The 12,909-nt window shown below is 50.3% G+C and carries 15 protein-coding genes; 6 read left to right on the plus strand and 9 right to left on the minus strand.

Features of this window, described 5'->3' with window-relative positions; genetic code table 11:
• Positions 1-15: 15 nt before the first annotated feature.
• Complete coding sequence (locus TON_RS10090; RefSeq protein WP_012571510.1) at positions 16-810, minus strand: helix-turn-helix transcriptional regulator; 795 nt, start codon at positions 808-810, stop codon at positions 16-18.
• Positions 811-942: 132 nt separating this feature from the next.
• Between TON_RS10090 and TON_RS02860 the strand changes: the two genes are divergently transcribed.
• Positions 943-1,692, plus strand: a complete 750-nt coding sequence (locus TON_RS02860) for an RAD55 family ATPase (protein WP_148202361.1) — start codon at positions 943-945, stop codon at positions 1,690-1,692.
• A 108-nt stretch (positions 1,693-1,800) separates the two neighbouring features.
• On the opposite strand, the gene TON_RS02865 is transcribed toward TON_RS02860, so the two are convergent.
• Positions 1,801-3,507: a hypothetical protein gene (locus tag TON_RS02865; RefSeq protein WP_012571512.1), complete on the minus strand. Its 1,707-nt coding sequence runs from the start codon at positions 3,505-3,507 to the stop codon at positions 1,801-1,803.
• Positions 3,508-3,620: 113 nt separating this feature from the next.
• Here TON_RS02865 and TON_RS02870 point away from each other — a divergent pair, with 113 nt between their 5' ends.
• Positions 3,621-5,084 carry a DHH family phosphoesterase gene (locus TON_RS02870; protein ID WP_012571513.1) on the plus strand — a complete coding sequence of 488 codons (1,464 nt, stop codon included), beginning with the start codon at positions 3,621-3,623 and terminating at the stop codon, positions 5,082-5,084.
• A 2-nt stretch (positions 5,085-5,086) separates the two neighbouring features.
• Here the strand turns inward: TON_RS02870 and TON_RS02875 are convergent, their stop codons facing one another.
• The 5 genes from TON_RS02875 to TON_RS02895 are packed head-to-tail and all read right to left on the minus strand — an operon-like array spanning position 5,087 to position 7,708.
• A complete protein-coding gene (locus TON_RS02875; protein ID WP_012571514.1) occupies positions 5,087-5,296 on the minus strand; it encodes a PRC-barrel domain-containing protein in 210 nt (69 codons plus the stop codon).
• 41 nt (positions 5,297-5,337) lie between these two features.
• Positions 5,338-5,862 carry a hypothetical protein gene (locus TON_RS02880; RefSeq protein WP_012571515.1) on the minus strand — a complete coding sequence of 175 codons (525 nt, stop codon included), beginning with the start codon at positions 5,860-5,862 and terminating at the stop codon, positions 5,338-5,340.
• The gene (locus TON_RS02885) at positions 5,859-6,494 is read right to left on the minus strand and encodes a DUF120 domain-containing protein (protein ID WP_012571516.1); all 636 of its coding nucleotides are present in this window, start codon (positions 6,492-6,494) and stop codon (positions 5,859-5,861) included. The genes TON_RS02880 and TON_RS02885 overlap by 4 nt, the downstream gene beginning before the upstream one ends.
• Complete coding sequence (locus tag TON_RS02890; protein WP_012571517.1) at positions 6,491-7,060, minus strand: endonuclease V; 570 nt, start codon at positions 7,058-7,060, stop codon at positions 6,491-6,493. Before TON_RS02890 ends, TON_RS02885 begins: the two co-directional genes overlap by 4 nt.
• A gap of 30 nt (positions 7,061-7,090) precedes the next feature.
• The gene (locus TON_RS02895; protein ID WP_012571518.1) at positions 7,091-7,708 is read right to left on the minus strand and encodes a translin family protein; all 618 of its coding nucleotides are present in this window, start codon (positions 7,706-7,708) and stop codon (positions 7,091-7,093) included.
• A 334-nt stretch (positions 7,709-8,042) separates the two neighbouring features.
• Between TON_RS02895 and TON_RS02900 the strand changes: the two genes are divergently transcribed.
• Positions 8,043-9,260, plus strand: coding sequence for a methionine adenosyltransferase (locus TON_RS02900; protein ID WP_012571519.1), 1,218 nt, complete (start codon positions 8,043-8,045; stop codon positions 9,258-9,260).
• 45 nt (positions 9,261-9,305) lie between these two features.
• On the opposite strand, the gene TON_RS02905 is transcribed toward TON_RS02900, so the two are convergent.
• The gene (locus TON_RS02905) at positions 9,306-9,521 is read right to left on the minus strand and encodes a hypothetical protein (protein WP_048055038.1); all 216 of its coding nucleotides are present in this window, start codon (positions 9,519-9,521) and stop codon (positions 9,306-9,308) included.
• A 139-nt stretch (positions 9,522-9,660) separates the two neighbouring features.
• On the opposite strand from TON_RS02905, the gene TON_RS02910 reads away from it, so the two are divergent.
• From TON_RS02910 to TON_RS02920, 3 genes are read left to right on the plus strand one after another with little or no spacing between them, the layout of a single operon-like run.
• Positions 9,661-10,203, plus strand: coding sequence for an adenylate kinase family protein (locus tag TON_RS02910; RefSeq protein WP_012571521.1), 543 nt, complete (start codon positions 9,661-9,663; stop codon positions 10,201-10,203).
• A 2-nt stretch (positions 10,204-10,205) separates the two neighbouring features.
• Positions 10,206-11,063, plus strand: coding sequence for a M48 family metalloprotease (locus TON_RS02915; protein WP_012571522.1), 858 nt, complete (start codon positions 10,206-10,208; stop codon positions 11,061-11,063).
• A gap of 14 nt (positions 11,064-11,077) precedes the next feature.
• Complete coding sequence (locus tag TON_RS02920) at positions 11,078-11,728, plus strand: metallophosphoesterase (protein ID WP_012571523.1); 651 nt, start codon at positions 11,078-11,080, stop codon at positions 11,726-11,728.
• On the opposite strand, the gene TON_RS02925 is transcribed toward TON_RS02920, so the two are convergent.
• Positions 11,725-12,894: a pyridoxal phosphate-dependent aminotransferase gene (locus tag TON_RS02925; RefSeq protein WP_012571524.1), complete on the minus strand. Its 1,170-nt coding sequence runs from the start codon at positions 12,892-12,894 to the stop codon at positions 11,725-11,727. The two genes, TON_RS02920 and TON_RS02925, sit on opposite strands and share 4 nt — an antisense overlap.
• Positions 12,895-12,909 lie beyond the last annotated feature (15 nt).

Here is a 12,909-nt window from a genome sequence, read left to right on the forward strand (position 1 = left end):
AATTTTAAACTGAGATTATATAACTCTCTCAGCCTTTTTCTTGTAATACTCGAAGAGCTCTATTCCCCATTTTTTGGCCCGTTCACTGGTGCTAACTAGGTCGTTCATCATGTCGTATGTACCATTGGGGAGGAACAGGCCAAGGGACAGAAAGTTGTTCGTTACGGTAAACGCGACCTTTGGATTCTCCTCGATGACGTACAGCCTGACGTTCGGCAGGTTCTTGACTTTCTCAACCGCCTCTGGGGATGAAAGTTCAACCAGCTTCTCGTACACCGTTCTGGTCGTTATAATCTCAATATCGACCTCTTTTCCGAAAACCAGCTCCAAAAATTCCTCTGGATAATCCGCAAACAGTATAGGGGACACCCCCTTTATCCATTTGGACGTCCTTATTAACTCCATGTATATCTCATGTGGTAGCTTCAGGTATTCGGGCGTTGTCGTGTGGAGCTCAGAATCCCTCAAGTCTCCTATTCTCAGTAAAAGCTCTTCGGGAATGCCGCTCAGGTCATGGGAGAGCCAGAATTCCTCGAACCGTCTTATGCTCTCTAGCGCCCCCCAGATGTTCTTAACTTGGAGAGAAACCAAATGACCTATGTTGGTGAGTCGGTATTGTTTGGTTTCCGGATCCTGGATTATCAGCATCTCCTCCATCAGGTCACTGAGGACGTGGGAGATGGTCGATTTGGTCGAACCGACCTGAGAATGTATCTCACCCAGTATTTTTGGTCCCTCCGAAAGGGAGAGCAACACTTTGTGGCGCACGTTTGATGTTACAATCATTTTAAGCACGTTTTCAGGATTCATGGCCTCTCCTCCCGTTCTTTCTACGCCATCATCCTAATAAACTTTTCTTGATATTGCACCTTTTGTCCTATCAGAACAATTTTGTTTTTTAAGAACAAAAACGTTATATATCCTAAGTGCCAAAGGAGTATTGTGAAACACATGCAGGTGGTAACGTCTGGTCTGGACTACATCGACCGCGCCATTGGTGGTGGCATAATAAGGGACTCAAGTCTGTTGGTGATTTATGACTCATTCTCACTGGGCTGGAAGCTACCGTTTGAAATCATGAAGCGCCATATCTCCAGAGGGGTGCTGGGCATTCTCATAAACTACAACCTTCCGCTCCCAAGGTTAATGTTGAGGGCTAAATCTGTGGGCCTTGACATTGAGAAGGAAGGAGAAAGGGGTAACATTGCGATCATCGATGTTTTCGGGTCTAGGTACGATTTTCACCATCCGGAAGACTACGTCTATAGGATAGAAAACTTCAATCCAGAAACATACATTCCAAAACTTGAGCAGATATACAGGACTATCTTCAAAAAGACCGATAAAACGGACGTGGTTGGCTTCATTTTTTCATTGGATGGAATGGCCTTCGAAATTGGGGAGGAACGCAGCATAAAGCTCCTTAAGCACCTCTTATCCAGCCGCATTATAAACGGACGGCACCTGTTTTCGATGTACCTTCTGGGGGAGGACAGGGTATCCAAGGGTTTCCTCTCGTGGAGCATTGAGTTTAACGATTACGTACTCGAATTTTCAAGTGAAAAGGGTGATCATGGGATTTCTGAGCAGATGTACGTTATTAAATCGCCGTTGGTTAAATTCGAGCCCATGGCATATCGCTACGACACCAAACACCAGAACATAATGCCCCTCACTTCTCCAAAAGACTGAGGCAGGAACAGAGTTAAATACCTTACAAACAATGGCAGAATGAATGATGACCTCGGCAGAACTGACGTCAGGATGATGACGATCTTGAGTGCTGAAAAGAAAAAGAAATCAACGGATGATAACGTTGAGCCTGCGGAGGGCCATTCCAATTCCGTATTCCCTTGAGACCTCTTTTATGATTCTGTTTACAGTCTCCGCGATGTCCTGGCGTATCTTCTCGTCTGAAACGCCGGAGAACGATCCAAAGAGTCCTCCAACGTTCTCCCTCAGGAAGCTGGCCTCGATGTCGACATAGACCGTTGAGCCCTTGACTTCGTGGTTCATCTTGAGCCACTTGAAGGTGACCCTTGGAACGAGCTTAAGCTCCGTGTGTATTCTGCTCTTCAGGGTCTCCACGGCAGGCTCTATGCGGCCCTTAAGCATGGTCTCCTCGGCTTCCTTCTTCTTCTCCTCAGTGAGTACAGCAAGCTCATCTATTCCGGCCTGCTTGAGGAGCTGCTCAACCTCCTTCTCGAGGAGTTTCTTCTTGGCGAGTACCTCTGCGGCCTTGCCCGAGGTTGCGACAGCGGTAGCTCCAGTGGCCGCCTTGGGTGTGATCGCTGGGGCGATAATCTCCACGTCGATGTTGTGGACGGTGATATAGCGGTTTATGCTCCTGCTCAGCTCCCTAGCATGCCTCGTGAGAACGTCATTCACTATTCTCTCGACTGCATCCTTTGAGGTTCCCGTCTCAGCAACCATCGAGAGGTTTATCTCGAACTCTCTCCTTCCTTTGACATCGAAGTATGCCTTCGTGACCTTTATTCCGGCGCTCTCGATTTCGGTTATGACGGTTCTGGCGTATGCGCTGAAGTAGGGCCAGACGTCCTCCAGGGCGGACAGGGAGATCTTCCCGTCCTTTGTGACGTTGGCAGTCTTCTTTTTGTCTTTGTCAACGATCTCCTGCGGTTTGACCTCCTGACCGTCGATGACTATGCTAACGTCCCTGATTATCGGCTTGACTTCAGCCTCCCTGAGGAGAACTGGTGCGTATTTGCTGACCGCGTGGAGCATCCTCTTCTCTGCTATCTCGATGTCCCTAGCGCTCCCAGCGGAGGAGCCGTAGATGTGGACATTGAGGTAAACGATACCCTCCCCAACATTTGCGTCAAACTCTATCCTGCTGATCCTTAGACCTTTTATCCTCTTGGCATCCTTTAAGAGATCTTCCGCATATATCTGGAAGGCCTTCTTGGGGAGGGTTCCTCCGGTAAAGTTTATAATCACCTCAGGCTTTCCGGCAGGGGCTGGCTTCGTCTCCTCTTTTATGATCACAGGAGGCTTCTCTTTCACCCCCCCGGCGAGAGCCAGTTTGGGTGCTGGTACGGACTCGGCGGTGGCTATGGCTGCGGTTTCTTTCTTCTCTTCTGTCTTTCCTGGCGGACCTTCCTTGACCTTCCCGAACAGCTCGTTTAGTGGGATTTTTGGAGTTTGAGCGTACACATCAACGTTATCAGCTATCGACAGCTTGATTTCTAGCTCATCTAGAGTATAAACGTCAACGACCATAGGTTTACCGAGGAATGACTTCAACACGCTGATTGCCTCTTCTCCAATCAAGCTCTGTTTCTTGTCTATCAACAGACACTCTGCGGCGAGTATCTTTGACCTGTCGAAGAGAATCGTCATGTAGTATTTTCCGCTCGCGTCTTTGGCGAATATCTTAAGAAACGCCCCGTTGCCTTCTGAGAGGGCTTTCTTGATGAGGTCCCCCAGCTCCCCCGCAGATGTTACTACCATGTTTTCCATGATGGGCTGCTTGTTCGGCAGCTGCATACTCACCACCATTAGCTATATATATCCTTCCACCAAAGAAATCCCGAAGGAATTCACCGTCTTAGTATATCGGCGCTTGTATTTAAACATTATTGTGCAAAAAGGTGAGAAATATGCGGGTGCTGATATTCGGAGGTGGCGCAATCGGCCGCTCGATAGCCGAGTCCCTCAAGGGAGAGTTTGAAATCATAATAATTGAGAAGGACGAACTCCGTGCTAAGGCCCTAGAAGAGAGCGGTTTTCAGGTGATTCAGGGAGATTTCTCATATACGGCCACGCTTCTTAAAGCGGGAATCGAGAAGGCTGAGATGGTTATAATCACAACCATGAACGTGGATACAATCAAGAAGACCGTCTATGTTATCAGAACCAACAACAAAGAAGTTCCAATCATTACCATTCTCCCCGATGAGGTGAGCCTCGAAGAGCTTGTCTCCCAGATAAACGAAGAGTTTGAGGCCGAGATCAAGGTGGACTACGCTATCTCTCCGAGAAGTGCCCTCAAGGATGCCATGGTGAGAACCGTCGAGATGCTCGGAGAGAAGAAGAACGCCAATTTACTCGTTAAGAAGCTCAAGGAACTTAAGAGCAGGGGGGACTCTCTCCTTATCGTCATACACGACAATCCTGATCCCGATGCCATAGCCAGCGCGACCGCTTTGAGCGTCATAGCCCAGACCCTCGGATTCAAGACCCAGATAGTCTATGGTGGCGAGATAACTCACCATGAAAACAGGGCTTTCGTCAACCTCCTCGGGATAGATCTGAGAAAGATATCCCGCGGCTCCTACGAGCTGAAGCGCTATCCCTTCATAGCCCTCATTGACTGCCAGCCCAACGGAAACCTGACGATACTCGACCAAGGCGACTACGAAAAAATAAAGATTCTCATTGACCACCACCAGATACTCCAGCACCTCAAGGAGCTTCTTCCGGAGGATGCGTTCCTCGACATAAGGCCAGAGGTCCATTCGTCCTCCGCTATACTCGCGGAGTACCTTAGAATGCTCAACATTTCGGTCAACCCCGTCCTTGGGACTGCACTCTTCTATGGCATTTACATCGACACCAAGAAGTTCTCGAAGCTCAGCCACGTCGATTTGAAGGCCATCGAGTTCTTGGCTGGAAAGGTGGACTATGAACTCCTCGATAAGATAGAGCACCCAGATATAAGCACAGAGACAGCCGAGATACTCGCTAAGGCCATAATGAACAGGCGCATCTACAAGAACGTGGTCATTTCGAACGTCGGATTCATCACCAACCGCGACGCCATAGCGGAATCGGCGGACTTCCTCCTGAGGCTCGAGGGAATAACCACGGTCCTCGTCTTCGGCATCGTTGACGACAGGATAGAGATTTCAGCCAGAACGCGCGACGTTAGGGTGAACATAGGTGCGGTTCTCAGAGAGGCTTTCGGAGACATAGGAAGTGGCGGCGGTCATGCTCAGTCAGGCGGTGCCAGAATTCCGCTAGGAATCTTCAAGCTAGCCAAGGACAAGAGCTCCCTCCTGAGGCTGGCGGAAGAGGCAATAACAGAAAAGTTCCTAGAGGCGCTAAAAGTTAAAGAGGCTTAGCATCACTCTTCTTTTGCCTTTACAAGTATTATGTCGCCTATTGCAGTGACTCTGTCGTAGGGAACACCGACCTTTTCTCCCGGCAGTCCAAGCGCGAGAACCTTTCCGCGTCCTCTGTCTATATCTATGAGTATCTCGTCAACGTAGCCGACGTAATAGCCTTTGGTGTTGTAGATCTGCTTTCCGTAAAGTCTCGAGAGACGCATCACCATTTTAACCACCAGGGTAGGTTATCGGTGAACGTATTTAAACGTTACCTCCTCGGGATGTTTTTGGCCTTCGTGAAGGTCCATCTCGCAAAGACGGCGAAGAAAGCTAAAATTGCTCCCATGACGCCCACCACGAAAAGGCTTGTAACGGCTCCCTCCGTGCGCTGTAGAGGCTGATAGCCCTTAAATATCAGCATTGCAACGGCGAAGCCGCCGAAGTAGGTCAGAGGAACGAGGAACATGTCGAGAAAGTTTCTAGATTCAATCAGAACGAGTGTTACCATCACCGCGGCAAGAAATATGTAAACCTCATCTGGCTTTACATCCCTGACCATCCACAGCCCTGCGAGCATGGAGGTAACAAGAAAGCCGAGCGGGAAGGAATACGCTGCGGCCCTTGTTTCCAAAGGGTGCCTGAAGCCAAGGAAAGCTCCCAGGAGCATGCCGGCATAGATAAGGTAGATGAAATTCTCGCTTCCCGTTGGGGAGTATAGGGCGACAGCTATGGCAAATCCGATGAACGAGCCCAAACCAGACCATGTCAGGATCGACTTCCAGTCCTTCATCATTTCACGACCCTTATGGTTATTCTAGAGCCATCTTCAAGGCTGAGCTCCTCCCTGAGGCATACCGGGGCGATTATCTCGGCTATTCTCGGTGGATGAACAGTTCTCGAGGGTATCACTATGGCACCCTCCACGTCGCCGATTCTGACGCGATATGCCTTGACATCGCCAAAAGTCCTCCCATCTTTAGCGAAGCCCGGAAGCACGACCGGTCTAACCCCGCAGAGTGCATCAAAGACAGTTCTCGGGAACAGGACCCTGACGTTCAGCGTTCCAGGGTAAGGGTCAAAGCCGAGGTACTCCCTTATCAGGTGGGAGTACTGTCTGACGTAATAGGCTCCCTCACCGATTCCCGATATGACCTCTCCGATAATTATCCCGTTGTAGAGAACCTCTGAGATGGCGTCGCAAAGATTCTCAAGGAAAGCTAATCCCCCCTGGCTTATTTCCACGTATGTCTTTCTTCCCTTAACGTCTTTCGATATGAGTCCTTCCTCCTCCATTTCATCGAGCAATCTTAGAACCGACTGGGGTGATACACCAAGCTCGTTTGCAAGCTCTCTTAGAGTTATTTTGACCTTTTCTCCTATCGCTCCTTTCTTTGCTAGCAGGATGAGCAGTTTGAGCCTCTTCATAAGCTTCCCCTCTTTGACAGTCTGTCTGCGAGCCTCAGTGGTTTTGGATAGTCTCGCTCCAGCAGGGTCTCAACTATTCTGGCCGCAGAGTCTAAATCGATTAAATATCCGACGCTTACATAAGCTTTTCCCACCCTCACGAAGGACCTCTCAGGAGCACCGCGGAGGAACTTCTTGGCAACTCCTATGGTTGGTCTTCCGATTAGCAAGCCGACGTGGGAAGCCAGTCCGTAGCCCCGTGGATGGGCCTTTCCGTGACCATCAATAAGAAGGAGGTCAAAATCCTCACCACGGAGAACCAGCAGAATTGGCCTCGTCTCTCGCAGGAAAAAGAAGGTGGGTACGTAGGGAAAGCTTACCTCAGTTTCCACGACCTTTGTCTTTAGAACCTCGCAGTCTGGGAAGGAGCAGAGGAGAAAGGCAGCTCTGGCTGTGTTTTCTCTGTATGAAACGTCCACAGCCGCGACAGTTTGCACTTTTTCGATCTCGAGCGGGCTCTCCACCACTCTCAGGGCAAGCTTTCGCTGGGTTTCTTCAATTTTTTTGAGCTTTTTCCCCAATTCCATAATTACCGAATCACCTAATTATGTAATTCGTTAATCATTTAACACCTTTCCGAGCTTCTCCTCAAGGTTCCTGTTGAGCTTCGCCCTCGTCAGGTCCTCGAGGGTTCTTTCGAGTATATGTCGCGCCTGATCCTGCTTCTGCCTCACATTCACCAGGCCTTTTGGATACTCGAGCGTCATGAGCTCCTCGTAAGTTTCTTCCATGAAGCGATAAACTTTCTCGGCATCTTCAATATTTCCGTCGAGGAGCAGAAGCAGAAAGTGTCTCCTCAACTCGCCTATGAAGTCGCCTATGCCAAGCGCGTAATCAGCGTGAGGTACAGCAAGCTCCTCCGGAGAGGGAAAGTCTTTTCCGGTTATGTAGCTGTAGAACAGAGTTGCCTCCACGAACTCCTGATGGGCGCTCTGAACATAGCCCGTAAAGTATAGGTCGGGATGGTCTTTCAACTTCTCCCTCAGATAATTAACCTTTTCGCGCGCCATGTTAAGCCTTTCCTCAGCAGTCTTAGCATCTCCCCTGTGAAGGGCTTTTATTGTGTCTCCGCTCAAGCGGACGATTTCTCTTGTTATCCTTAGGGCATCCTCCCGAAGCGAGTCCTTCTCGTCAAGAACTTCTCTAATCCTGTCAATAATCTCCTTCAGTCCCATAATCTCACCGAGGAGAGTTCGAGAAAGACCTTAAAAATGTGGGCTTGGCTGATCCCCCGCCCTCATGGAGTGCCCCGCGGCAATCTCCGGCGGTCCGGAGGCCAAGCCCTGTCCGCCCGGCATCGTCCCTCGTGCTCACGGCACCCCGTCGGGGCGCTCCCACGGTCGGGCCACCGGGCGTGTCGGATGCTCCCGTTGTGGAGAATTTTCGAGAAAATTTTAAGGGTTTCGGATTTTATGACTGATAGGAATATTAGTCTACCTAATTCATGCCGAAAATTATATAAGCTGATGAACAGACCCGCCCAAGACGACAAGATTCGAGGTGACGCTTATGCCTGAGAATGTTAGGAACATAGTTGTTGAGGAGCTCGTTAGAACACCGGTTGAGATGCAGAAGGTCGAGCTTGTCGAGAGAAAGGGTATAGGCCACCCGGATAGCATAGCCGATGGCATAGCCGAGGCCGTCAGCAGAGCTCTAAGCAGGGAGTACATAAAGCGCTATGGCATCATCCTCCACCACAACACAGACCAGGTCGAGGTCGTCGGAGGTAAGGCCTACCCGCGCTTCGGTGGCGGTGAGGTCATCAAGCCAATTTACATTCTCCTCTCCGGTAGGGCTGTCGAGATAGTTGATAGGGAGATGTTTCCTGTCCACGAGGTTGCCATAAAGGCTGCTAGGGAGTACCTGAAGAATGCCGTCAGGCACCTTGATCTCGACCACCACGTCATCATTGACTCCCGCATTGGTCAGGGAAGCGTTGACCTCGTTGGAGTCTTCAATAAGGCCAAGGAGAATCCAATTCCACTTGCCAACGACACCTCCTTTGGTGTTGGCTACGCCCCGCTCAGCGAGACCGAGAGGATAGTCCTTGAGACTGAGAAGCTTCTCAACAGCGAGGAGTTTAAGAAGGAGTGGCCGGCCGTCGGCGAGGACATCAAGGTTATGGGCCTCAGGAAGGGCGACGAGATAGACATCACCATCGCCGCTGCCATAGTCGACAGCGAAGTCCAGAATCTGGACGACTACTTTGCCGTCAAGGAAGCAATCTACGAAGCCGCCAAGGACGTTGCTGAGGCCCACACTGAGAGGAAGGTCAACATCTACGTCAACACCGCTGACGACCCGGAGAAGGGAATCTACTACATCACCGTCACAGGAACCTCAGCCGAGGCCGGTGACGACGGAAGCGTTGGAAGGGGCAACCGCGTAAACGGTCTCATCACTCCGAACAGACACATGAGCATGGAGGCTGCCGCTGGAAAGAACCCTGTCAGCCACGTCGGAAAGATATACAACCTCCTCTCAATGCTCATCGCTAACGACATTGCCGAGCAGGTCGAGGGAGTTGAAGAGGTCTACGTCAGGATACTCAGCCAGATAGGCAAGCCCATCGACCAGCCGCTTGTCGCCAGCGTTCAGGTCATACCAAAGAAGGGGTACTCCATTGATACCATCCAGAAGCCGGCCTACGAGATAGCTAACGCCTGGCTTGATGACATAACCAAGATACAGAAGATGATCCTCGAGGACAAGCTTAACGTCTTCTGAGCTCACCCTCTCTTTTCTTCAAAAGTTTTTAAAGTGAAGGGATTGTCAGAGAACTGGGTATCCGTTCTGCTTGAGAACCCTAACGAGTCTGGCCTCCTCGGCCATGAGAATGGCTTTTTCCTTTTTGACCTTGGTAAGCTGCTTTGCGGCGGCCTTCTTCTGACGCGCAAGTCTAATAAGCTTGGCCTCCTCAAGCATGAGGAGCTCCTTCTGCTTCTTCACAACATGCAACTTCTTCTGGAGCAATTTGAGCCTTTCCATTCCGACCCACCTAAAGTCTATAGTACCCTCAGACCTTAAAAGGTTTTCGCTGAATGCCATACTAAACTTCGACGATTAACGAGGAACAAGCATATAAACTCCGGGTCAGAAGCTACGATAAGTTCTCGGGGGTAAATCGATGATAATCTCAGTAAGTGGCACTCCCGGCGCAGGTAAAACTACGGTCTCAAAGCTCCTGAGCGAGAGGCTGGGTTACGAATACGTGAGCGTGAAGGAGCTGGCCCTCTCGAGAGGGATAGGTGAGAGGGTTAGTGACGAGATTGAGATAGACGTTGATGAGCTTGCTCGGGTTGTGCGCGAGGAGTTCTCGGGTAGGAACGTTGTTTTGGATGGCCATCTCAGCCATTTTGTGCCCGCAGACGTTGTTATCATCCTGAGGGCCCATCCCAGACTCATCGCCGAAAGGCTCAAAGCTCGAGGGTACTCCAAAAAGAAGCTGGCCGAGAATGTCGAGGCTGAGCTGGTTGATGTAATCCTTGTGGAGGCCCTCGAAGAGAACGAAAGGGTTCTTGAGGTGGATACAACAGGTAAATCCCCCGAAGAGGTAGTAGAGGAGATCCTAACACTTCTCAAAAGCGGAACGAAGAAACGTGTTGGAATCGTGGACTGGAGTGAGGAATACGACAAGGTGGTTCAGTACCTGATGCTGGGGGATGATTAAGTATGGAGGCCCTTATGTGGTTTGGGGTCCTAATAGTTATGGGTCTCGTTACCGTTCTCTTGGTGGCATTGGGTTATCTTCTGGGTGAGTGGATTGGTCTCATTGTTGCACTGATTTTCTCCATTCTTCTGAACTTCGTGGTATACTGGTACAGCGATAGAATCGTACTGAAGTGGTATCGGGTCAGAGTCGTTACTAGCGAAGATTACCCAAGGCTCTATGAGATGCTGAGCAGACTCTCGGCCAAAGCTGGGATTCCGACACCTAAATTGGCACTCTCACCTGTAGGGACACCCAACGCATTTTCTACGGGCAGGAGTTCCAAACACAGCATTATCGTACTGACTTATGGGCTTTTAAGGATACTTGACCCAGAGGAGATAGAGGGTGTCATGGCCCACGAAGTTGCCCACATTAAACACCGTGATACTCTCGTGCAGACGGTGGCCTCTGTGATAGCAGGTTCAATCCTGGGAGTTGCTTATTTGATTGGGGGCATTCCAAGGTTTTTCTCCGATGGAAAAGTGGAAGACTCTCAGAACGGTCTGCTCTTAGGGCTCTTGGCACCATTCGCCGCTGGAATCCTTTGGCTTGGTCTGGCCAGATCAAGGGAGTACTTGGCTGATGAGAGCGCCGCCAGGATAAGCGGCAAACCCCTGGCACTTGCGAGTGCACTGCTTAAAATAGATAAAGCTATCTCCTTCAGGCCCATGAAGGGGGGAAACCTTGCAACGGCGCCGATCTTTATTGTGAACCCATTCAGAGGAAGTCTAGCCAAGCTGGTATCGACCCATCCTCCAACCGAGAAGAGAATTGAACGGCTTATGAAGCTCGCGGAGCAGATGGATACATACACATAAATGGAGGTGATCTCATGAGGCTTCTCGCTGTAACGGACATACATGGAAACAGTAAGATGTCAAAAAAACTCGCTGAAACGCTGCAAAATGAGGACTTCGATGCTCTTCTCATAGCTGGGGACCTCACACACTTCACTGGCGCTGAGACTGCTGAGAAGGTACTTGAACCCCTCATGAACCTTGGAAAACCGATAATAGCCGTCCACGGCAACTGCGATGGAAGGGATGTTCCAGAGCTTCTGGAGGAACTCGGAATCTCCGCTCACAATAAGCGGGTCGAACTTGATGAGATTGGTATTGTTGGAATAGGCGGCTCGAACATAACGCCATTTAACACTGTCTGGGAGCTTAGCGAGGAAGAGATTAGAGGAATTCTCAAGCAAAACTACCACGATGGAGACGTAGTCCTTTCTCATGCGCCCCCTTACAATACCATTGTGGACAGAGTTCATTCTGGTCTTCACGTAGGCAGCAGAGCCCTCCGTGAATTCATCAAAGAGAAGCAACCCCCACTTGTGGTCTGCGGCCACATCCACGAGGGCAGGGGGATAGACAGGATTGGAGAAACCCACATCGTGAACCCTGGACCACTCTTCAGGGGTTACTATGCGGTTATAGACTTCAAGCCAGAAAAGGAAGTAAAGATAGAGTTAAGAAAGCTCTAAACGAGCTTCTTCTCCCTCAAAACCTTCTCCATCCTATCCATAGCTTCCTCAAGCTGTTCGTATGCAGTCGCGTAGCTTATCCTTATGTAGCCCTCGCCAGCCTCTCCAAAGGCACTTCCAGGAACAATGGCGACTTTGGCCTCGAGGAGCATCATCTCGCTGAACTCCCTGCTCGTGAGTCCGGTGTCCCTTATGCGCGGGAATATGTAGAATGCTCCTTTCGGTTTGACCGTCGGCAGGCCCATCTCGTTGAGACGCTTCCAGACGAGGTTTCTTCTCCTCTCGTACTCCTTTTTCATCTCCTCAACGGCTTTCCAACTCCTCTCGTCTTTCAAAGCCTTTGCAGCGGCGTACTGGGCGAAGGTCACTGGGCAGGTGGCGTTGTACATCTGGAAGCGGGTCATCTTTTCAATTATCCACTCCGGTGCGGCCACGAAGCCAAGACGCCAGCCTGTCATGGCAAAGGTCTTGGAGAAGCCGTTTATCGTTATTGTTCTCTCGAACATGCCGTCGAGAGCCGCTATGCTGTAGTTTTTGACACCATCATAAACGAAGTGCTCGTAAACCTCGTCGCTGAAGATGATAAGGTCGTGCTCCACCGCGAAGTCAGCGATTTCCTCCACGTCCTTCTTGGTGAGAACCGCTCCAGTGGGGTTGTTTGGGCTGTTTATGATGAGCGCACGCGTCTTCTCAGATACGTGCTTCTTCAGGTCGTCAACACTCAGACGGAACTCGTTTTCTTCATATGTTGGAACTTCGACAGGCTTCCCTCCCGCGAGGATTACTGCGGGGGCATAACTCACAAACATTGGGCTTGGAATTAAGACCTCCTCTCTATCCTTGAGAAACGCCGCGAGCCCCATGACGAACGCCTGATTGGCTCCGACGGTTATCATTACCTGGCTCTTTGGGTCAACTTCAATGCCGTTCTGTTCCTTCAGCTTCCACGCAACGGCCTCACGGAGCATCATGATTCCAGCGTTGGGGCTATAATGCGTCATTCCTTTGTCGAGAGCCTCTTTGGCATACTCTTTTATATGCTCTGGAGTATCGAAGTCCGGCTCTCCGATTCCAAGTGAGATGAGACCCTCAACGCCCTGAGCTAGGTCAAAAAGCTTTCTGATCTCAGAAGGGTTAACGAGTTCTAACCTGTCGCTCAGCGCCATGAACATCACCGAAAG

The organism is Thermococcus onnurineus NA1, assembly GCF_000018365.1.
Lineage (GTDB): Archaea > Methanobacteriota_B > Thermococci > Thermococcales > Thermococcaceae > Thermococcus > Thermococcus onnurineus.